The sequence below is a fragment of the Thalassobaculum sp. genome (genome assembly GCF_040219615.1).
Taxonomy (GTDB): domain Bacteria; phylum Pseudomonadota; class Alphaproteobacteria; order Thalassobaculales; family Thalassobaculaceae; genus Thalassobaculum_A.
This window is the reverse complement of the sequence record NZ_JAVJSE010000014.1, coordinates 205,222-223,990: the sequence shown is the minus strand read 5'-3', so window position 1 is coordinate 223,990 and position 18,769 is coordinate 205,222. Positions and strand designations below refer to the sequence as shown.

General features: G+C 71.2%; 20 protein-coding genes. 8 read left to right on the top strand and 12 right to left on the bottom strand.

Annotation, left to right across the window (positions count from 1 at the left end):
• Nucleotides 1–18: 18 nt before the first annotated feature.
• The 3 genes from RIC31_RS10665 to RIC31_RS10655 all read right to left on the bottom strand — a co-directional run bounded on the left by RIC31_RS10665 (nucleotide 19) and on the right by RIC31_RS10655 (nucleotide 3,211).
• On the bottom strand, nucleotides 19–492 hold the full coding sequence (locus RIC31_RS10665) for a helix-turn-helix domain-containing protein (protein ID WP_350106399.1): 474 nt from the start codon (nucleotides 490–492) through the stop codon (nucleotides 19–21).
• A 277-nt stretch (nucleotides 493–769) separates the two neighbouring features.
• Complete coding sequence (locus RIC31_RS10660) at nucleotides 770–2,107, bottom strand: NAD(P)/FAD-dependent oxidoreductase (protein WP_350106396.1); 1,338 nt, start codon at nucleotides 2,105–2,107, stop codon at nucleotides 770–772.
• Nucleotides 2,108–2,191: 84 nt separating this feature from the next.
• Nucleotides 2,192–3,211, bottom strand: coding sequence for a fatty acid desaturase (locus RIC31_RS10655; protein WP_350106393.1), 1,020 nt, complete (start codon nucleotides 3,209–3,211; stop codon nucleotides 2,192–2,194).
• Between the two features lie 112 nt (nucleotides 3,212–3,323).
• On the opposite strand from RIC31_RS10655, the gene RIC31_RS10650 reads away from it, so the two are divergent.
• The 4 genes from RIC31_RS10650 (at nucleotide 3,324) to RIC31_RS10635 (ending at nucleotide 6,153) form a co-directional block, all read left to right on the top strand.
• Entirely contained in the window at nucleotides 3,324–4,205 is an 882-nt protein-coding gene (locus RIC31_RS10650) for a helix-turn-helix domain-containing protein (RefSeq protein ID WP_350106390.1), read from the top strand.
• Nucleotides 4,202–5,023 (top strand): phosphate/phosphite/phosphonate ABC transporter substrate-binding protein, encoded by an 822-nt coding sequence (locus RIC31_RS10645; protein WP_350106387.1) that lies wholly within the window; start codon nucleotides 4,202–4,204, stop codon nucleotides 5,021–5,023. Before RIC31_RS10650 ends, RIC31_RS10645 begins: the two co-directional genes overlap by 4 nt.
• 72 nt (nucleotides 5,024–5,095) lie before the next feature.
• The gene (locus RIC31_RS10640) at nucleotides 5,096–5,476 is read left to right on the top strand and encodes a VOC family protein (RefSeq protein ID WP_350106384.1); all 381 of its coding nucleotides are present in this window, start codon (nucleotides 5,096–5,098) and stop codon (nucleotides 5,474–5,476) included.
• Nucleotides 5,477–5,487: 11 nt separating this feature from the next.
• Nucleotides 5,488–6,153, top strand: a complete 666-nt coding sequence (locus RIC31_RS10635) for an HAD family hydrolase (RefSeq protein ID WP_350106381.1) — start codon at nucleotides 5,488–5,490, stop codon at nucleotides 6,151–6,153.
• Here RIC31_RS10635 and RIC31_RS10630 read toward each other — a convergent pair.
• The 5 genes from RIC31_RS10630 to RIC31_RS10610 form a co-directional block, all read right to left on the bottom strand.
• Complete coding sequence (locus RIC31_RS10630) at nucleotides 6,150–7,265, bottom strand: sulfotransferase (protein ID WP_350106378.1); 1,116 nt, start codon at nucleotides 7,263–7,265, stop codon at nucleotides 6,150–6,152. The genes RIC31_RS10635 and RIC31_RS10630 overlap by 4 nt on opposite strands.
• Nucleotides 7,262–7,990 carry a hypothetical protein gene (locus RIC31_RS10625; protein WP_350106375.1) on the bottom strand — a complete coding sequence of 243 codons (729 nt, stop codon included), beginning with the start codon at nucleotides 7,988–7,990 and terminating at the stop codon, nucleotides 7,262–7,264. The genes RIC31_RS10630 and RIC31_RS10625 overlap by 4 nt, the downstream gene beginning before the upstream one ends.
• Nucleotides 7,987–8,253 carry a hypothetical protein gene (locus RIC31_RS10620; protein ID WP_350106372.1) on the bottom strand — a complete coding sequence of 89 codons (267 nt, stop codon included), beginning with the start codon at nucleotides 8,251–8,253 and terminating at the stop codon, nucleotides 7,987–7,989. The genes RIC31_RS10625 and RIC31_RS10620 overlap by 4 nt, the downstream gene beginning before the upstream one ends.
• Before the next feature lie 44 nt (nucleotides 8,254–8,297).
• Nucleotides 8,298–9,641: an arylsulfotransferase family protein gene (locus RIC31_RS10615; RefSeq protein ID WP_350106369.1), complete on the bottom strand. Its 1,344-nt coding sequence runs from the start codon at nucleotides 9,639–9,641 to the stop codon at nucleotides 8,298–8,300.
• Between the two features lie 110 nt (nucleotides 9,642–9,751).
• A complete protein-coding gene (locus RIC31_RS10610) occupies nucleotides 9,752–10,933 on the bottom strand; it encodes an iron-containing alcohol dehydrogenase (RefSeq protein ID WP_350106366.1) in 1,182 nt (393 codons plus the stop codon).
• Between RIC31_RS10610 and RIC31_RS10605 the strand changes: the two genes are divergently transcribed.
• Complete coding sequence (locus tag RIC31_RS10605) at nucleotides 10,917–11,192, top strand: hypothetical protein (protein WP_350106363.1); 276 nt, start codon at nucleotides 10,917–10,919, stop codon at nucleotides 11,190–11,192. The two genes, RIC31_RS10610 and RIC31_RS10605, sit on opposite strands and share 17 nt — an antisense overlap.
• 179 nt (nucleotides 11,193–11,371) lie before the next feature.
• On the opposite strand, the gene RIC31_RS10600 is transcribed toward RIC31_RS10605, so the two are convergent.
• Complete coding sequence (locus RIC31_RS10600; protein ID WP_350106360.1) at nucleotides 11,372–12,286, bottom strand: fatty acid desaturase; 915 nt, start codon at nucleotides 12,284–12,286, stop codon at nucleotides 11,372–11,374.
• Nucleotides 12,287–12,710: 424 nt separating this feature from the next.
• Here RIC31_RS10600 and RIC31_RS10595 point away from each other — a divergent pair, with 424 nt between their 5' ends.
• Nucleotides 12,711–13,256 (top strand): hypothetical protein, encoded by a 546-nt coding sequence (locus tag RIC31_RS10595; RefSeq protein ID WP_350106356.1) that lies wholly within the window; start codon nucleotides 12,711–12,713, stop codon nucleotides 13,254–13,256.
• A 472-nt stretch (nucleotides 13,257–13,728) separates the two neighbouring features.
• Here RIC31_RS10595 and RIC31_RS10590 read toward each other — a convergent pair whose 3' ends face one another.
• Entirely contained in the window at nucleotides 13,729–14,466 is a 738-nt protein-coding gene (locus RIC31_RS10590; RefSeq protein WP_350106353.1) for a hypothetical protein, read from the bottom strand.
• 190 nt (nucleotides 14,467–14,656) lie between these two features.
• Between RIC31_RS10590 and RIC31_RS10585 the strand changes: the two genes are divergently transcribed.
• Nucleotides 14,657–15,328, top strand: a complete 672-nt coding sequence (locus RIC31_RS10585) for a Fe2+-dependent dioxygenase (protein ID WP_350106350.1) — start codon at nucleotides 14,657–14,659, stop codon at nucleotides 15,326–15,328.
• Nucleotides 15,329–15,412: 84 nt separating this feature from the next.
• On the top strand, nucleotides 15,413–16,312 hold the full coding sequence (locus RIC31_RS10580) for a lysophospholipid acyltransferase family protein (RefSeq protein WP_350106347.1): 900 nt from the start codon (nucleotides 15,413–15,415) through the stop codon (nucleotides 16,310–16,312).
• A 2-nt stretch (nucleotides 16,313–16,314) separates the two neighbouring features.
• On the opposite strand, the gene RIC31_RS10575 is transcribed toward RIC31_RS10580, so the two are convergent.
• Both RIC31_RS10575 and RIC31_RS10570 read right to left on the bottom strand, forming a co-directional pair.
• Nucleotides 16,315–17,628 carry a phenylacetate--CoA ligase family protein gene (locus tag RIC31_RS10575; protein WP_350106344.1) on the bottom strand — a complete coding sequence of 438 codons (1,314 nt, stop codon included), beginning with the start codon at nucleotides 17,626–17,628 and terminating at the stop codon, nucleotides 16,315–16,317.
• Nucleotides 17,625–18,632: a hypothetical protein gene (locus RIC31_RS10570; protein ID WP_350106341.1), complete on the bottom strand. Its 1,008-nt coding sequence runs from the start codon at nucleotides 18,630–18,632 to the stop codon at nucleotides 17,625–17,627. Before RIC31_RS10570 ends, RIC31_RS10575 begins: the two co-directional genes overlap by 4 nt.
• Between the last annotated feature and the right edge of the window lie 137 nt (nucleotides 18,633–18,769).

Here is an 18,769-nt window from a genome sequence, read left to right as displayed (position 1 = left end):
GTGCGAGTGCGAAGAGGATCAGACCTCTTCGGGAATCGCCGTCGCAACCGACTTCACCATCTCGGTGATGCGCTTGCGCAGGTTCGGGTTCTTGATCGAGTAGTAGGCGCGCACCAGCTCGAGGGTCTCGCGGCGGGCCATCGGGTCCGTCGGGTTCTCCTCGTACTCGTCCTTCACGCCGCCGGCCTTCATCCGGCGCGGCGAATGCGCGGCGGTGTCGTCCGACATGTCGTCGAAGAAGAAGCTGACCGGCACGTCGAGAATCTGGCCGATGTCCCAGAGCCGGGAAGCGCTGATGCGGTTGCTGCCGCGCTCGTACTTCTGGACCTGCTGGAAAGTGATGTTCAGGGCATCGCCAAGTTGCTCCTGGCTCATGCCCAGAAGCGTGCGGCGCAGGCGCACGCGGCGGCCGACATGCACGTCGATCGGGTTGTTGTTCGTGATCTGGTAGTTCGGGTCATCACGCCGGTTCTCGGCTTTCGCTTGGGCCATGTGACGGATCTAACCTCCTCGTCGCCAGTGCTATGCAAGTCTAAATACCAGCATATGCCGAAAATTCGGTTAACGGTAGCGCGCCCGGGGTGGGCAACTCATCCGTATTTTCCACAGTTCCGGGCCGACAACGGCTCGACTGTTTTTGCCTTTCCCAAACGGCGAGGGCCCGACCGGCGATCCGGGCGGGCCCTCCTGCAACAACCGTGGCGAGCGCTCTTCGGTTCCCTGATTCAGTGCGCGGCCAGAACGACGTCCGTTGGCCCCGGGATGCCGGTCAGACCCAGGGGCAATGGCTGTTGGAGGCGCCGAAGGTCGCGCCCCCGGCGAAGCGGGACAACGAGAACGGCGCCAGTTCGCCGACGGTCTCGCCGCGCACCAGCTGGCGGGCCAGCAGCTTGCCGACTCCGAGCATCTTGAAGCCGTGATTGGAGTCCGCGACCATGTAGACGTTGTCCGCGACCCAGTCGAAGATCGGCACGTTGTCGGGCGTGAACGCCCCGATGCCGCCGTTGCGGCGGTCGCGGAACTTTCCGCGGTTGCCCTCGAACCGGCCCATGAGCTGGCCCATCGACGCCGTCATGTAGTCGGCGAACCTGGCTTCCGCCTGGTACTCGTCGCTGGCATGGCCGTAGGGCTCGACCGCCGCCCGCGGCCCGATCTTCACCGGGATGGTGCCGCCCTGGATGCCGGGCGCGTCCATGCGCTCGGCGCCGTTCTTCCAGTAGACGTAGAGGTGGTCGTCCAGCTCCTTGCCGGTGCGCGGGTCGATCACCGGGGTGTTCATCAGCTCGACGTGCAGCACCGGCGGGTCGCGGTCGTCGGCAGTCCGATACGGCCCGTCGGTGTAGACCTCGCCCTCCAGCAGCCGCCAGTAGGTCCACATGTCCTTCTCGACGGTGTTGCCGTCCGGATAGGTGCAGGCGATGCGGTCGCCGCGGCCGAGCATCTCCCAGTGCTTGGGCGTCCAGGCGCCCAGGCCCCAGACGATCACGTCGGCCGCCACAGCGCCTTCCGGGGTCAGCACCCTGGTGACCCGGCCGTTGGCGGTGTCGTAGCCGGTCACCTCGACGCCGGCGTAGATCCGCACCCCGCGCTCGCGGCACTTCTCGGCGAGCCCGGAAATCGCCTGCCGGGTGCCGGCATAGCCGCTCGGCTGCTCGAAGTGGCAGACGTCGATGCCGTCGGTCTTGAAGTCCGGCCACAGCTTCTTGAGGAAGGCGCGGGCCTCCTTGCCGACATACAGGTCGGAGCGGTAGCCGACGGCGTTGTGGTGGGCGACCATCTTCTCGTAGTCGGGCAGCTGGTTGCCCTCGCCGGCCGAGATGTAGCCGACCTGCTGGAAGCCGAAGCGCACCGGGTCGGCCATCCAGACGTCGACCGAGTGCCGCAGGATCGCGTGCAGCGGCTCGGTCATGTACATGTTGCGCACGCAGCCGCAGGCGATGCCCGAGGCGCCGGCGCCGGGCGCGGTCTTGTCGACCACGATCACGTCGCGGCCGGAGCCGCGGCCGGTCGCCTCGAGCTCCATCGCCAGGTGCCAGGCGGTCGACAGGCCGTGCACGCCGGCCCCCACCACCATGTATCCGATCGAGGACGGCAGCGCTTCGGTCATGGTCATTCCCCTGTTCGGTTGGCCCCGGCCCTGCGCGGACGGGAGTCGTGATTGCCGGTCGGGCGGTTGCGGACAGGCCGGCTCTCAGTCGGTCCAGCCCGGATGCCGCGGATGATCGCGTGGCGTCAGCAGCCAGCGTCGCGCGACCTCGCGGTAGCCGTCCAGCCGATAGCCGCCGTTGCGGGTCAGAACCGCGTCGCGATTGGCGTCGTAGATCTTCGCCAGCACGAACCACGGCAGGCCCGGCCGCTCGTGATGCAGCGCGTGCAGGTTGTTGGACAGGAACAGCCAGGCCAGCGGTCCGCGGCTCTCGACGATCGCCGAGCGGTGCGCGGGATCCCCGGCCGTCCGGTGCTCCGCGAACGACCGCAGCAGCATCAGCGCGGTCCCCGGCCACGCCACGGCCAGGACGTAGAGCCACACCGGCAGCCCGAGCAGGCCCTGCAGCAGCGCGACGACGGCCGCCGCCTGCAGCAGGTGCCGGCCCCAGGCGCGCCGCAGCGCCCGGTCTCCGCGGCGAATCCCCCGGGCCTCGGTCAGCAGGAAGCGCGCGACCACCCAGGGCGGTCCGAGCAGCAGCCGCCCGGCGAGCGTGTTGAGGGCGTACAGCATGGCCCGGTGCAGCGGGCCGGCGCGGTCCCACGCATCGGCGGTGACGTAGAAGCTCTCCGGGTCGTCCAGCGGATCGGTCAGGCGCTCGTCGACATGGTGCTGAAGGTGGGTCGCCCGGTAGCGCTCGTAAGGCAGCCACAGCGCCAGCGGCGGGCCGGCGATCCAGCGGTTCAGGGCGGCGTTCGGCGTCGGATGGCCGTGCAGCACCTCGTGCTGGAGCGAGGCCTGCCAGGCGACGCACCACGCCGCCAGCGGCGCCCAGGCCCAAACCGGCACCAGTTCCAGACCGCCGGCCAGCACCGCTGCCAGCCAGCCGCCGTAGATCCCGGCCGCCAGCGCCACGGTCCGCCATTCCACCCGCGCCGCCAGGCGCGGCGCCATCGGCACGGCGGCAGTCGCGGCGACGCCGGGGACGCCGGAGAAATGGTCCGCCACCGGCACCGTGGCCGCCGATGGCGCGTCGAACCGGGTCGCTTCACGTTGATGTGACATGCCGTCGACGCTAGTCGTCACGCCGGCGTGGTGGCAACGCGCCTACGCACAACTTGCGTTTACTATGGTGACCAATCATCCTATGCGGTGACTAAACGCAACAGAGGGGATCATGACCTCGACTGCCGGGCCCACCGACAAGCGCTTCACGGTCCAGCTGTTCCGGGAGCGGCTGGAGCAGGCCATGGACCGGGCCGGGACCACCCGCGCCGGCCTGGCCCGCCGGATCGGCGTCGACCGCTCGACCCTGTCGCAGATCCTGTCGCCGGAGAGCGTGCGGCTGCCGCGCGCCGACACCGTCGCCGCCATGGCGGTGGCGCTGCAGGTCAGCCTGGACTGGTTGCTCGGGCTGACCGAGGGCAACCAGCTCGGCGCCGACATCCTGGAGCGCGCGCCCGAGATCTCGCCGCGCCGCCGGGCGCCGGAGGACGAGAACCTGCGACGCTGGTACACCGAGTCGTCCGGCTACAAGATCCGCCTGGTGCCGACCAACCTGCCCGACCCGCTGAAGACCAACGAGGTGGTCGAGCACGAGTACCGGGAGGCCCAGGGGCTGAGCGCCGAGCAGGCGATGCGGCGCTCGATGGACCGGCTGGACTACGCCCGCCAGCCGGAGACCGACATCGAGATCTGCACCTCGATCCAGATGCTGCGCGGCTTCGTGCTCGGCCAGGGCATCTGGGAGGACCTGCCGCGCGAGGTCCGGATCCGCCAGTTGGTCCACATCGCCGACCTGACGGACGAGCTGTATCCGAGCATGCGATGGTATCTGTATGACGGCCGGCACGAATACGCGGTGCCGGTGACGATCTTCGGCCCGAAGCGGGCCGCCCTCTATGTCGGGAACATGTACCTGGTGTTCACCACGACCGAGCATATCCGGGTGCTGACCCGGCGCTTCGACGACCTGATCCGCCGGGCGGTGATCCAGGCCCACGAGGTGCCGGGCTTCGTGCGCCGGCAGATCGCGGAGTTGGAAGGAGCCGAGCAATGACCGGTACCGCAACCGGGGTCGTCGCCCTCGGCATGTACGACCTGCCGGAACTGCGGGCCGCCACCGACGCCTGGTGGGCGGCGATCGCCCGCGCCCTGCGGGCCGAGGGCGTGGCCGGGGTCCCCGAGTCGCTCGACCGGTCGCGGCCCTATCACGAGGTCTGGCGCGATCCGGCGCTGCTGCTGACCCAGACCTGCGGCTACCCGCTGACCCATGGCTTCGCCGACACGCTGACCGCGGTCGCGGTGCCCAGCTATGACGCCGAGGGCTGCGGTCCCGGCCGCTACAGCAGCGCCTTCCTGGTCCGCGACGACGACCCGGCCGGCGATCTCGCCGGCCTGCGGGGACGCCGCGCCGCGGCCAACGGCCCGGATTCGCAGTCCGGCTGCAACGTGCTGCGCTCCGCCGTCGCCCCGCTGGCGGCGGACGGCCGGTTCTTCTCCGAGGTCGTCTGGGCCGGCGCGCACCGCCGCAGCCTCGCCGCCGTCCGGACCGGGGACGCAGACATCGCGGCGATCGACGCCGCTACCTTCGCCCTGATCTCCCGGCACGCCCCGGAGGAAATCCGGGGAATCCGGGTGCTCGGCTGGAGCCCGGCAGCGCCGGCCCTGCCCTATGCCGTCCGCCGCGGTATCGACGCGGGCACCCGCGCGCGGATCGCCGCCGCCCTGCTGCGCGCCGCCGCCGATCCGGACGCCGCCGCCGCTCGCGAGACGCTGCTGATCGCCGGCCTGTCGCCGGTCGACGACGCCGCCTACGCGGTCATGCCGGAGATGCGCCGGGCGGCGGAGCGGCTCGGCTACCCCGAACTCGCCTGACCCCGCCGACCCCGGTTTCGCCGGCGCGCGGCCGGCGCCATACTGCCGGCCGATCAACCGGAGGACGCAGACATGCACAAGAGCCGCCTGGGGGCGCTGGTCATCGACTGCCGGACCGAGGACTTGGCCGAGGCCACGGCGTTCTGGACCGGCGCCCTCGGCTACGACGTGGCCCCGGGCGAGCCGGACCCGGACGACCGCTATGTGAGCCTGGCCGGCCCCGGTGGCGAGGTGAAGATCATCCTGCAGAAGGTCGACCACGACAGCCGCGTGCATCTCGACATCGAGAGCGACGACATCGACGCCGAGGTCGAGCGGCTGGTCGGCCTGGGCGCCACCGAGGTCGCCCGGATCAAGGGCTGGGTGGTGCTGGAGGCCCCCAGCGGCCATCGGTTCTGCGTGGTCAAGCCGCAGCGCGCCGACTTCGCCGCCAACGCCAACCCGCACGCCTGAGGCGCCGGCCCGTGCTGCTGGTATTCGACGTCGACGGCACGCTGATCGACAGCCGGGCCGCCATCGTGGAGTCGGCGCGCCGGACCTTCGCGACCGGCGAGCCGCCGCATCCCGGCGACGCCGCCTTCCTGGCGACCATCGGCCTGCTGCCGGAACGGATGATGGACCGGCTGTTTCCCGAGCGTCCGGAGGCGGAGCGCCGGGCGATCGCCCGGCGCTACGTCGAGCAGGTCCAGGCCATGCGGGGCGAACAGGCAGCCGCCGAGTCGCCCTATGACGGGGTCGACGCGCTGCTGGCCGGCGTCGCCGAGGCCGGGTTCACCCTCGGCATCGCCACCGGCAAGCGGCGCGCGGGCGTCGACCACATGCTCGCGCAGACCGGCTGGTCGGGCCTGTTCCGAACCCTGCAGACCGCCGAATCCGGCCCCGGCAAGCCGGACCCGACGCTGATCCGCAACGCCATGGCCGAGACCGGCCACGGCCCGGAGGCCACCGTGATGATCGGCGACTCGGTGTTCGACATGGAGATGGCCCGGGCCGCCGGGGTAATCGCAATCGGCGTCGACTGGGGTTACAACGGACGCGCCGCCCTCGCGAGCGCCGGGGCCGACCACCTGGTGGACAGCGTGCCGGCGCTGGGGCATCTGATCGCGGCACTGCGGGATCGACTGCCCTAGTAGCCGAAGCGCGCCGCGACCGGCCCGGTATGCTCGCGAATCAGCCGGATCGCCGGCTCCCCGAACGGCGGGCGATAATATGACGGCTCGCGGATCCGTTCCTCCGCCAGGGCCGGCAGCCGCTCGCCGGGCAGCGCCGCGTGCCCCTGGATCCGGCGCATGGTATCGGCCGGCGCCCGGCAGAGATCCTCGAACCGGACCAGCAGCGTGCCGTCGCGCACCGCCGTGTCGCGCTCCAGGAGGTCTGCGACGTAGCCGTAGACCATCGCCCAGTAGCGAGCCCAGGCCTCGACATCCGCCCCCGAGGCCCACAGCCGCCGAATGCGCTGCGTCGCCCCGGAATCGCCGGTGTTGATCGGCCGCAGGTCGAGGCCGAACTCGAAGTGGCCGGCCCGGCGCATGTGCCGCCGGGCCCGCGGGTTGCGCCGACCGACCCGCCGGAACAGGTCGTGCTGGCGCATCAGCGAGGCGACATGCGCGACCGGGTCGCGGATCGGCAGGACGATCCGGGCATCCGGGAACATCCGGCACAGGTAGCCCAGGCGGGTGACGTTGTAGTTGCCCTTCGCGAGATACCGCGTGCCGCCGCGCAGCAGCAGCAGCTTGCGGATGTGGTCGCGGTAGAACGCCTCGAACTCCGGGTGCTCGACGATGCGCTCGAGCACGTTGGGGACGCCGGGCTCGTGGATGTCGGGGAAGAACGACATCCAGATGATCTCCTCGAACGCCTCCGGGCTCTCCGGCGTCACCGCGATGCCGTCGCCGTGGGCCCGTTCGCGCGGTTCGCTGTCCTCGGTCACCGCGGCGTCCACGAACCGATTCCAGGTCCACGGGACGTGCAGCATCGGGAAGTCGCGGTAGCGGTGGGTCGCCACGTCCGGGTGCTGCGACAGCAGTTCCAGCAGCACCGTGCTGCCGGCCCGCGCCAGCCCGGTGACGTAGACCGGCTGCCGGATCGCCGACCCCGCGAGCCGGTCGCGGATCCGCCGGGTCTCGGCATCGCCAAGGCGCCGCCAGGTCTCCGGCCAGTGCTCGACCATGTAGCCCAGAACGTCGAGCCAGCCGGGCACGCGGAACCGATCGTCGGGCGCTCGTTCGGTCGGCACGGTCACACCACCCTCCGCGCCCGCCTGGCGACCAGAGCGAACACCGTGAACAGCAGCAGGAACGGCACCTCCCACCCGCGCATCCACGGCGGCCCGACCCCGACCAGCTCGTTGCGCGGCAGGTCGATATCGACCCGCTCGACCGGTGCCGCCGGCGGCAGGTATCCGGCGGGGTTGCCGACCAGCAGGTTCCACCATCGCCATTTGTGGATGCTGGTCACCGGCGCCTGCACCGCCGCCCGGGCGACCTCGCGCGGCCCGTCGGTCACCACCACCGCGCCGTCGCGGCCGCCGGCGGCATCGACCCAGCGGGCTTCCAGGCCGGCCGGTTCCGCCTTGACCGCTACCGGCTGACCGGGGTCCGGCAGCCTTGCGCCATACGCGCCGTCCAGCCAGACCAGCAGCGCCAGGATCGGCAGGGCGGCCGCGATCGAGGCCGGAAACACCATCGCCAGACGACGTCCCGCCGCCGCCATCGTTCGCCGCATCAGCGGCAGGGCGTCGCGGAACTCGCCGTCGAACGACGCCAGGGCGCCCTGGGCCCGGCGCAGATCGGCCGCCGCGGCGGCGATCCGGCGCTGCGGCGACAGCATCCGGTACAGCTCGATCGAGACGAGCGCGGCCAGCGCCGCCCACAACCCCAGCCGCCACAGCGGCGGGACATGGCCGGCCAGCACCTCCTCGACCGCGCCGAACAGCGGTGCGGGCAGATCCAGCAGCCCGGCGGTCACGACCGGGCCTCGCCGTCGGCGGCCGAGCGGCCGTCGGCCCCGGCCTGGGTACGCTGCGAGGCACGCGCACCGCGCCGGCGCAGCAACCGGCGTATCGGCCACAGCAGGGTGAAGCCGACGATCGTGCCGACCGCCACCAGGATCGCCCAGAAGGCGGCCGCCAGGCTGAGTCCGGCGCCCGGCCCGACATAGGCGTGCGCCACCGACGGCAGGCCGGCTGCCAGAACGGCGACGACGAACGGAACGATGTTTCGGATCCTCATGGTCATACCTCCGTTGCGTGATCCCACCCGCAGCAGCCGGGCGCTCAGGGCGAACCGGGCATCTCGAATTCAGGGCGCAGCCGGCGCGCGGACGCGACGATCGGGATCCACTGGTCGCGGTCCCCGGTCCGCTCCGGATTGACGTATTCCCAGACCACCTCGCCGGCCGGCGTGACCTCCAGTATCCGGCCGCCGCTGGATTCGTTGATCAGGGTGTTGCCGTTCGCCAGGCGCTGCTGGTCGCCGCGGATCTCGCTCTCCAGCGGCCGCTCGGCGGTCCCCTGGTAGCGCCACATGACCGCACCGCTGCGCGGGTCGACCTCGATGACGCGCGTGCGGCCGCCGGGGTTGCGGAATGCGCCGAGGTTGTCGAACACCAGCAGGTTGCCGTTCGGCAGCAGGTCGGGATCGTGCTGCCCGTACCACGGCCCCCGCAGGGCCCACACGATCTCCTCGCGCTCGAGGTCGAGCACCGCGACCGCGCCGATGTCGCGGAACGACAGCAGCACCTGGCCGGGTGCGGTGCCGGGCAGCGCGGCGGCCATCTCGGGCGTCAGGACCTTGAGCGTGTTGGTGTGCAGCGGATCGCCGACCGACGGGGCCGGTACCGTGTAGATCAGGTGCTCGAACCGGGAGCGCGCCAGCGCCTCCAGCAGCGACACCCGCCGCAGCGGCACGCCGTCCGGCGACAGGATGTCGAGGAAGTCGTCCAGCCGGGTCTTAGCGAGGTGATCCATGCGGGCCATCGGCTTGCTGCGGCTCTCCTGGGTCAGCACATAGATCCGGCCGTCGCGGTCGATGTCGAAGTCGTGGTGGGCGTGTCCGAAGTAGCGCCACCTGATCCCGGACTCGCGATCCAGCATGACCATGCCGTAGCCGTAGGGCGTGTCGCCGGCGCCCTCGTAGAGCGCAAGGAGATCGCCGTTCGGAAACGCCTCGACCTTCCGGAAGTAGACGTTGCGGTCCGGCAGCGGGTCGCGCACCGGCGACTGCGATGTCCAGACCGAGCTGTAGGGCCGCCGCCAGGCGTGGACCACGGTGCCGTCAGCGGCCATCAGGAACGCCGCCGCCTCGTGGCCGGAGCTGTACAGGGTGTAGCCGGGCTGGATCCGGCCGGCCTGGTTGACGGTCACGCCGCGCGCGTCGGTCCGCGCCGGCTGCCACAGGTCGGTCCGAGTCACGTCCTGGTACTGGGTCCAGCGGCTGTAGAGCGCCACGCCGCCGCTGTAGGCGTCCTTCAGCAGTTGCGACGGGAAGACGTCCACTATCGCGATCAGCGCCCCGCCCAGGAACAGGAGGATCGCAAGCCCGGCGAACGACAACACGCGCAGCGCGCGGTCGACTCCGGGGTCAGCCTGGTCCGGGTAGCCATCGGTCCGGAAGGACATGGTCGCATCCGCGCAGTTGTCTCCTGCAGCCAACGACCTCTCGAGCCTCGGGTTCGTTCCCGGGAGCCCAGATTTGTCACCGTCTCACGACTTTGACACGCCCCGCCGTCCTACGCGGCGGTCAGGATCGCCCGGGCCAGGGTCACCAGGTCCTCGTCGGTTGGCCGGACCGCGTTGGAGTCGACCATCGGCCGGTTTTCCGGGGCCACCGTCACCGTGACCAGCCGGGCGACGTCGGCCTCGCCCAGGCCGTCGCCGGCAAGCGAGACCGGCAGGCCGACCGACCGCAGCAGGGCCTCGAAGCGGGCCGCCCCGGCCATCGCCAGTTCCAGATCGCCGGCGGTGCCGCGCGGGTCGACGCCGAGGGCGAGCGCGACCGGCGCGTACAGGTCGGGACGGGCGACGCAGGCCCAGGGCAGCGCCACCCGCATCGCCAGGGTCACGGCCCGGCCATGATGGACATGGGCGAGCGTCCCGAGCGCGTGGCCGAAGGCATGGGCGATGCCGGTGCCGCAGGCGTCGATCGCCACCCCGGCCAGGGCCGAGCCGAGCGCCATCCGCCCGCGCGCCTCCAGATCACCGGGCTCGGCCACCACCCGCTCCAGGTTGCCGGCGACCAGCCGGATCGCCTGCAGCGCCATGCCCTCGACCACCGGCGTGCTGCGGCGGTGGGTACAGGCCTCGATGGCGTGCACCAGGGCGTCGAGCCCGGTGGCCGCGGTCATCGGCCCCGGCAGGCCGCGGGTGACCACCGGGTCGAGGATCGACAGGTCGGCCTTCAGGGTCGGCCCCCAGGCCCAGACCTTGCGGTCGTCGGCGGTGCCGTAGACCGAGGTGCGGGTCATCTCGGCCCCGGTCCCCGAGGTGGTCGGGATCAGGATCTTGCGGATCGGCTTGTCAGGGAGCGGGCGGCCCATCACCGCATAGGCCTCGGCCGGCGCCTCGGCGACCGCCACGCAGGCCGCCAGCTTGGCGACGTCGAGCGGCGAGCCGCCGCCGAGGCCGACGATCAGGTTGGCCTCGATCGCCCGGGCCCGCGACGCGGCGGCATCGATCGACGCGGCGGTCGGGTCGCTGCGGACCTCCGCGAACAGCTCGACCCGGTGGCCGGCGGCGCGCAGCCCGGCGGCGACGGCCTCGGGCAGCCCGGTGGCCATCAGCCCGGGATCGGTGACGATCAGCACCCGTGCTGCCGGCCCGGCGAGCGCGACCACGTCCTCGGACAGCCGGGACAGCCGGTCGATCCCGAAACTCATCGACGGGGACGGGTCGTGGGTGAACGCCTCGAGCATGGCCGGTCTCCGGATCGCGACCGCAGGACAGTGCGGCATCGCGGGAACAGTTTCACGCGCAGACACTCCGTCGGAGGTCGCATTCAGCGTTGACGGGAATCCGCGACGGGAATCCGGCCCCAACGCCGCCCTGACCGGAGGGGTCGGCGGCCTGAAGCCGATCGCCGCCCCGCGGGACGGGGTGCTGGTGCTGCCCGGCGAGTCCGGCCTGGGCGTCGCCCTCGACGAGGACCGGCTGGCGGCGACGCGGATCGGATAGCCGCGGATCCGAAGCCCGTCGTTCCGTGGGTTCCGGCTCGATCCGGACCGCTTTCGCGGACCGTCCCGTCCGGAATGACGACAAGGAATGGGAATGGCCCCGCCCTTGTCGTCATTCCGGACGGACGCGCCGCCCTCTGCGCGGCCGAGCCGGAACCCACGGAGCGACGGGCGCCAGTGCTACACCGGCCCCGCCCGCCCGGCCGCGACGTCGGCGATCCGGCCGGCGTGGAACGGCGCGTAGCCACGGGCCTCGTGTACCCGCGCGCCCTTCATCAGCGCCGCATAGGCCGGCAGGGCGTGGAACGGGATCGCCGGATTTGCGTGGTGCTCGGCGTGGTTCGGCATGTTCCAGGCGAGCCAGCGCACCGGCGCCAGCGAGACCGTCGACCGGGTGTTCGCCCAGTAGTCCTTCACCGTCGGGCAGCCCCAGTGCTCGCTCAGCAGATACAGCCGCAGGAAAGGCTGGCCGAGCAGGGCCGGCACCACCCAAAGCCTGAGCACGAGGTCGCTGCCGAGCGCCAGCGATCCGGCCGCCAGGGCCGCATAGATGGCGAGGTAGACCCGCGCCTCGGCGATCGCGCGGGCCCGCAGCCGGTCGTCCAGAAAGCCGTCCGGGGCGATTCCGACGGCGCGGCGCAGCAGGCCCCGGATCGTCCGGTGCCAGTACTCGACGCCCGAGACGATCCAGGCATAGCCGGCCAGGGTGGTCGGCTTGGGAGAGGCCAGTTCGGGATCGCGGTCGGGATCCTGGGTGAAGCGGTGATGGGCGAAGTGGAAGGCGGCGAACCAGCGCGGCGGCAGCACCAGGACGAGTCCGGCCAGGTCCCCGACGAGCCTGTTCAGCCAGCCGCTGCGGAACGCTGTGCGGTGCACACTCTCGTGCAGGGGCGCGAACAGGAACATCAGGACGATCCCGTGCGCCACCGCCGCCAGCAGCCACCAGGCGCCCGGGGCCGCGAGGATCGCCGCGCCGGTCGGCACCAGCAGGGCGAGATGCGCAGAAATCCGCCGGATCCCGGGCCCGTTCCGGCGCTCGGACAGGGCCTTTAGAACACCTGGATCGGGGCTCCGCCGTTGTTGCAAATCAGTCACATCAAGCTCGCTTCCGACCATCCAGGAACTTTTTTGCGCCCGCACACAAATTTTGTACTTGCCATACGCAGGGCGGGAGACCAGATTTTGCAGTGCAGCACGACTGCCCAACGTGCTGCTTCACTTCTTGGGCGTTTCCTCCCTTAACTCGGGCCGCCGTCAGGCGGCCCTTTTTTCTTGTCCGGCCGGCGCAGTCCCGGTTCCGGAGGGCTTTCGGCGTGGATGCTACCCGTCCGACACCCCCTCTGCCTACCGCCGACCGCGGTGCGGCAGGGCTTGCCGGGGCCGTCCCGGCAAGAACTGCCGTCGGATCCGAGATCGTTTCCGTAACCACCTGACTTTCCACAAAATTTCGGCCTTCCCGTCGATGGCCCGCCGATTGCGACGTTCGCCGCGAACGAACAGCAATACCGGGAGCGACCGAATGTCCGACTACGATCCGCGCACCACCGAGGACGCCGCCGCCGTCGACGCCTCGAACGACTGGCCGGCCGTCGTCGAGGGCCCGGTGCCGAGCGTGCCGACCCGCTCGCCGGCCAGCCTGTGCGGCCGCGCCGCCGGGCCGATCGAATTCGCGCCCGCCAACCAGAACGCACCGCTCGCCGACGACGAGGCGGCGTCCGGCTGCCAGCTGTTCGACCAGCTGCCGCGGGTCATCCGCGACGCGGTCGACGAATGGGCGGTCAAGCTGATGGCGCAACCCTGGCGGTTCCGGCGCGAGATCATGGGCCACTTCGCCAAGGTCTTCGCCGACCAGTTCGAGGCCAACATCCCGGACATGACCGAGGAGGCCTATGAGGGCCTGCGCGAGATCGGCTTCACCTGCCTGCTGGAGCGCATGGACGACGGCCGTCCGGTCGCCGACCTGCACCAGGCCCGCATCTACCTCGAGAGCGTCCACGACCACCACAAGCACGCGGCCCGCGCCTTCCTGGGCCACACCGCGCCGCGCCAGCTGGCGCTCCACTGACCGGTTTCGCCTGCCCGCCTCCTCCGGGGCGGGGTTTCCTCCAGAGCAACACTTCGGCCGCTCCTCCGGGAGCGGCCGCTTTCTTTTGGACCCACCGCAACCAGCGGAACCGGGGAACGCGGCCGCCGGCCCACGTCTTCCGTCCCGCGCGGGCAAGCTGTCGCACCCGACATGGCCCACCCTGCGATCCGTAACGGCCGTGCCGGTCAGCGTTCCGGGGAACCCGCCATGTTTCTCGTCGAGCGGGCCGGCAGTGCCCGACACGCCCGGCCTCCTTGCGACGGATCAGTCCACCGTCCGGCGGCCGGCGCGCGTTTCCGGTGCGGGCGCCAAGGCAACGGCCGGCTCACGCCGCGGCGACGGCGACCCGGCCGTTATGGCCGGATCAACCAGCCGGCCTCCGGTGAAAAAAAGGGCCGCCCGGAAGCGGCCCTCGAAGTTGGGGGGGAATGAAAAAGGTCCGGCGCGATACTCAGCGGCGGACCATGCCGGAGACACCAACGTCCCCGGCCTCGATCGCGACCTTGAGCATGTCGAGGCCACGGGCGAGCTCTTCGTAGGTCTCGCGGTAGCGGGTCAGCTCGCGGACCTCTGTGTCCTGTATGGTGCCCTTCGTCGGATTGCCGAGGTCGAGCAGCTTGGCGAGGTAGCGCCCCTTGATGCGGGCGGCCAACTTGGCCACGCCCTCGATCTCGCCGGGGTTCACGTCCATCACCGTATCGGCGACGGCGCGGCGCGATTCCTCGGCGGCGAAGCGTTCCAGCTCGCGGATGTACTGGGCAGCGTTTACCCGGCCGTGCTGCGGCAGGCCGTCATGCAGCCAGGAGGCCTTGCCGCGCGACTTCTGGGAAGCGGCCGGGCGGGCGGCAGGCTTGCCGGACGGCGCCGCGGCACGGGCCTGGGCAGCGCGTGCCTGGGCGGGACGGGCGGTCGGGCGGTCGAAGTCGGCGAGTTCGTCCATGTCGGGGACCGCGCGAAGCTGGCCCTGGGGCCGCCCCTGGGAGCCCGACGCGGCGCGCTCGGCGGCCGCGTTGACGTTGGCCGGGACCGCACGGTCCGAGCCCGCGGAAGCGCGGACCGGCCGGGCCGGGCGTGCCGCCGGGAGCTTGGCCGGCGCCGCACTCTCACCGGCCGGCTCCTGGAACGGATCCCAGCTTCCGAGGGTGTCCATGGCGGCCTGGCCCTTCTTCAACGCTGCGGCAAGCGACATCTGCGTCTCCCTGGTCTCGCCGGCGCGGCAGCCGATTCCGCCACACCGTCTCTCGGGATCAGATAAGCAATCGGCGTGCCATTCATGCCGACAACGCTGAACCGTCGCCCGGGGTTCCGTGGTCTGCTAGGTTCCGCGCCGGCCGGGCGACCCCGGCCGGAACCACGGGTGCCGAGCCAGGGAGGAAGCGATGGTCGCGGTCATCGAGGGGCTGCTGTCGAAGGACCAGGTGCAGACGATCGCCAAGCGGCTGTTCGGCGCGCAGTTCGTCGACGGCAGCATGAGCGGCGGCCCGCTCGGCGAGACCATCAAGAAGAACACCCAGGTCTCGCCGCAGAGCCCGGAGTACCGGGAGCTGGCGCAGCTGGTGCTCGGCGTGCTGCGGCAGAACGACAAGGTGGCGATCACCGCCCTGCCGCGCCGCATCCTGTCGCCGATCTTCGCGTCCTACGTCGAGGGCAACCGCTACGGCGAGCACGTCGACGCCGCCCTGATGGGCCCGTATCCGGGCATGCGGACCGACCTGTCGATCACCATATTCCTGAACGAGCCGGGCGCCTACGAAGGCGGTGAGCTGGTGCTGAAGACCGCCTTCGGCGAGCAGGTCTACAAGCGCCCGGCCGGCGACGCCGTGCTGTACCCGACCCACTACGTGCACCGCGTCAACCCGGTGACCCGCGGCCGCCGGCTGGCGATCGTCACCTGGATGGAGAGCATGGTGCGCGATCCGGCCCGCCGCGAGATCATCGAGGACCTGGCCGAGGTGATGGACCGGCTGGTGCGCGAGAACGCCGACGGCGAGAGCATCCGGCGGGTCGAGAAGGCCCGCCTGAACCTGCTGCGGATGTGGGCCGAGACCTGACCGCCGCGCCTTGACCCGATGGCGGTCAGGCGCGAGCATTCCGACGGGGAACGGACGGCAAAACGCCGTTGACGAGGGCAAGAGATGGCCGCTGGCCGAACATCGGCACTGTTCAAGCGTCTGACCGGGTCGAACCGGGCCGTACCGGCCGACCTGCCGCACTTCTCCTACGCCACCGGCGAGCACACGCTGCTGAAACGCGCGGTGATCCAGCTGGTCGAGCGGCTGACCGGTCAGCCCAAGCTGAAGCGGCTGTATCTCGAGCACCGGCTGAACCCGGTCCCGGACGAGGACTTCTGGAGTGCCGCGGTCCGCAAGCTGCAGCTCAACCTGGTCTACGACCGGGCACGCTGGGACGCGGTGCCGAAGGACGGCCCGCTGGTGATTGTCGCCAACCATCCGTTCGGGGTGCTGGACGGCATCATCATCAGCTACCTGACCTCGCAGATCCGGACCCGCTTCAAGGTGCTGACCAACTCGGTGCTGTTCCGCGCACCCGAGGTGCAGCCGTTCCTGCTGCCGATCGACTTCGCCGAGACCCGGGCGGCGCTGGCGACCAACCTGGACTCGCGGCGCCAGGCCCTGCAGGAGCTGAACGAGGGCGGGGCGGTGGTGGTGTTCCCCGGCGGCACGGTTTCGACCGCGACGCCGCCGTTCGGGCGCGCCTACGACCCGGACTGGAAGCCGTTCACCTCCAAGCTGATCGTGCAGGCCCGCGCCAACGTGGTGCCGGTGTTCTTCGAAGGCCAGAACAGCCGGCTGTTCCAGATCGCCAGCAACCTCAGCCAGACCGCCCGGGAATCCCTGCTGTTCAAGGAGATCGCCCGGCGCATCGGCAGCGACGTGCCGATCCGGATCGGCGAGGTGCTGCCCTACGCCAATCTCGAGCGCTACAAGGACCGCAAGGAACTGATCGAGTACCTGCGGCGGATCACCTACGAACTCGGCGGCGCCGACCCGGCCAGGCGGATGAAGGTAAAGTAGCCTCAGCCGCGCCGGTCGACGATGCGCGGGGCCTTGATCGCGGCCTCGAACTCCTTGGCGAGCGTGCCGGCCGGCAGCAGCTCGACCTCCGGGGTCAACTCGAACACCCGCTTGATGTCGGCGGCGATGCGCTTCAGCGCGGGGGCCGGTTCGACATCGCGCTTCAGCTCCACGAACACCCGCAGCACGTCCAGGTCGCCGACGGTCACCGCCTCGCACTTGAAGTCGTTCACCGTGGCGTCGCGGAACACGAAGTCCTCGAACTCGCCGTGGCTGATGTTGATGCCGCGGATCTTGAAGAAGCCGCTGGTGCGGTGCGCGTGCCTGACCACCGGGAACACCGAGAACGGGCCGTCGCCGTCGACCTCGCGGTGCATGGTCACCAGGTCGCCGGACAGCCAGCGCAGGAACGGCGTGCAGTTGTTGGTGAACAGCGGGGTGACGACCAGGGCGCCGACCGTGCCGTCGGGCACCGGCTCGCGGGTGCCGGGGTCGACGACCTCGACGTGGAACAGGTCCGACCAGACCCGGAAGCCGTCGACCACCCCGTCCTCGGCCGCCATCATGCCGGCCTCGGTCATGCCGAAGGTGTCGCGGACCTTGGCCCCCCAGAGCCGGCCCAGCTTCTCGCGCTTGGCGGCCGACAGCGGCTCGGCCGAGCAGATCATCAGGTCGACCGGCCCTGCCGCCAGGTCCCGGCCCTGCTGGTCGGCCAGGTTGGCCAGGTGCAGGCCGTAGCTCGACATGCCGATCCACACGCTGGGCATCAGGCGCTCGATCAGTTCGAGCTGCAGCAGCGACGGGGTGGTGGTGCCGGCGCCGGCCATCAGCATCGACATGCCCAGCCGCTCGGCAGCCCGTACCGTCATCTGCCCGACCGGATGGATGCCGAGCGGGAACGAGCAGTGGGCACGCGCCGCCGGCGGCGTCCCCGCGCAGGCGAACACCCGCGAGAAGCCGGTCATGGCGGCCCCCAGGTCGCGATGGGTGCGCGGATAGAACAGCGGCCGTCCGGTGGTCCCGCCCGAGCGCCAGAACTCCGACACCGCGTCGCCGTCGTCCGGCGTCACGCAGAAGCCGTCGTAGAACTCGGCGTCGGACAGCTCGCGCAGCATGTCCTTGTCGAGGATCGGAACCCTGGCCCATTCCTCGGGCCGGTCCAGGCGATCGAGGTCCAGGTGGTCGAGCCGGCCCCTGAAGAACGCCGAGCGCATGGCCCGGCGCACCGCCTCCGGCTTGCGCGCGGCCTGGATCGCGGCGATGTCGGCCCGCGTCCTCGGCAGCCGCAGGTCGGCCACCTGCCCCGCACCGGTCACGAGACCACCCCGCCGGCCGCGCTCAGCTCGCCGATCCAGCGGCGCTGGGCGTCGTAGCCGGCGGGCAGTGCCCCGTCGGCCTCGGCCCGCACCATGTCGGCCAGCCGCAGGCGCTTGGCCTCGTCGTCCTCGGCGATGACGTCGAGCGCGTCCCGCAGCATGCCGGCATAGTCGTCGCCGACCGGACAGACGTCGGCGCAGCGCCGGCAGCCGGTGATCACGCCGGAGCCGCGCAGGATGCTCTGCCACAGATTGAAGAAGGTCTCGGTGCGCAGCAGGTCCTTCTTGGCCTGGGCGGTCGGCGCCTCCATGACCGTCGCGATGTGCTCGGTCAGCTTGGCGAAGCCGTAGGGCGAGCGGTGGGTGTCGCAGGCCTCCCAGTCGCGGTCCCAGTGCCGCACCGCGTCGGCCGGGCAGGCCGACAGGCAGCGCCCGCAGGACGGGCCGAGACACAGCGCATCGGCCCGCGGCCGGTCCGGCTCGACGTCGACCGAGCACATGACGGCGGTCAGGATCACCCGCGGCCCGAATTCCGGGGTCAGCAGCTGGCGGTTCAGCCCGAGGGTGCCGAGCCCGGCCTCGACCGCGGCGTGCGGCAGCGACAGAAGGGTCGACTGGTGCTGCGCCGGGTCGTCGTCGTAGCGCCACGGGTCGACATGGGTCGGCGGGACGATCACCGCCGGATAACCCAGCTCCTCGAGCCAGAACACCAGCTCGAGCGAGACCTCCTCGAGGGTCGAGAGCGCGAGTTCGTCGTTGTAGAACTTGGTGCGGTCGCCCCAGTGCGGGATCCGCGCGACCCCGTTGCTCAGCCGCTTGGCCAGCACGATCACCCGGCCGGCGTCCAGGTCGGTCACGTCGCTCGGCCGGCGCGGGTCGGCCGGGTCCGGCGGGTGCCGGTCCATCGCCTCGCCGTCGGCGATCCCCACGAGATCTGCGCCGAGTTCGCGGGCCCGCGCCTTGATGTCGTCCGCGGTCACCGGCTGCCGGAAGATCCCGACCATCGCGACACTCCCCTGTTCAACGTCCCGAACGGCCGCGCGACGCGGCTTGCGCCGACCACGGCCGGGCTTTCTCCTCTGCCGTCATTCCGGACCGCCGCGCGTCGGCGCGGACGAGCCGGAACCCACGGTGCGACAGG

Coding starts and splice junctions, on each gene's coding strand:
- RIC31_RS10650 (WP_350106390.1), top strand. CDS start 3,324: ATGACCTCGACTGCCGGGCCCACCGACAAGCGCTTCACGGTCCAGCTG.
- RIC31_RS10585 (WP_350106350.1), top strand. CDS start 14,657: ATGGTCGCGGTCATCGAGGGGCTGCTGTCGAAGGACCAGGTGCAGACG.
- RIC31_RS10665 (WP_350106399.1), bottom strand. CDS start 492: ATGGCCCAAGCGAAAGCCGAGAACCGGCGTGATGACCCGAACTACCAG.
- RIC31_RS10645 (WP_350106387.1), top strand. CDS start 4,202: ATGACCGGTACCGCAACCGGGGTCGTCGCCCTCGGCATGTACGACCTG.
- RIC31_RS10615 (WP_350106369.1), bottom strand. CDS start 9,641: ATGTCCTTCCGGACCGATGGCTACCCGGACCAGGCTGACCCCGGAGTC.
- RIC31_RS10655 (WP_350106393.1), bottom strand. CDS start 3,211: ATGTCACATCAACGTGAAGCGACCCGGTTCGACGCGCCATCGGCGGCC.
- RIC31_RS10590 (WP_350106353.1), bottom strand. CDS start 14,466: ATGTCGCTTGCCGCAGCGTTGAAGAAGGGCCAGGCCGCCATGGACACC.
- RIC31_RS10640 (WP_350106384.1), top strand. CDS start 5,096: ATGCACAAGAGCCGCCTGGGGGCGCTGGTCATCGACTGCCGGACCGAG.
- RIC31_RS10620 (WP_350106372.1), bottom strand. CDS start 8,253: ATGAGGATCCGAAACATCGTTCCGTTCGTCGTCGCCGTTCTGGCAGCC.
- RIC31_RS10570 (WP_350106341.1), bottom strand. CDS start 18,632: ATGGTCGGGATCTTCCGGCAGCCGGTGACCGCGGACGACATCAAGGCG.
- RIC31_RS10610 (WP_350106366.1), bottom strand. CDS start 10,933: ATGCTCGAGGCGTTCACCCACGACCCGTCCCCGTCGATGAGTTTCGGG.
- RIC31_RS10580 (WP_350106347.1), top strand. CDS start 15,413: ATGGCCGCTGGCCGAACATCGGCACTGTTCAAGCGTCTGACCGGGTCG.
- RIC31_RS10595 (WP_350106356.1), top strand. CDS start 12,711: ATGTCCGACTACGATCCGCGCACCACCGAGGACGCCGCCGCCGTCGAC.
- RIC31_RS10660 (WP_350106396.1), bottom strand. CDS start 2,107: ATGACCGAAGCGCTGCCGTCCTCGATCGGATACATGGTGGTGGGGGCC.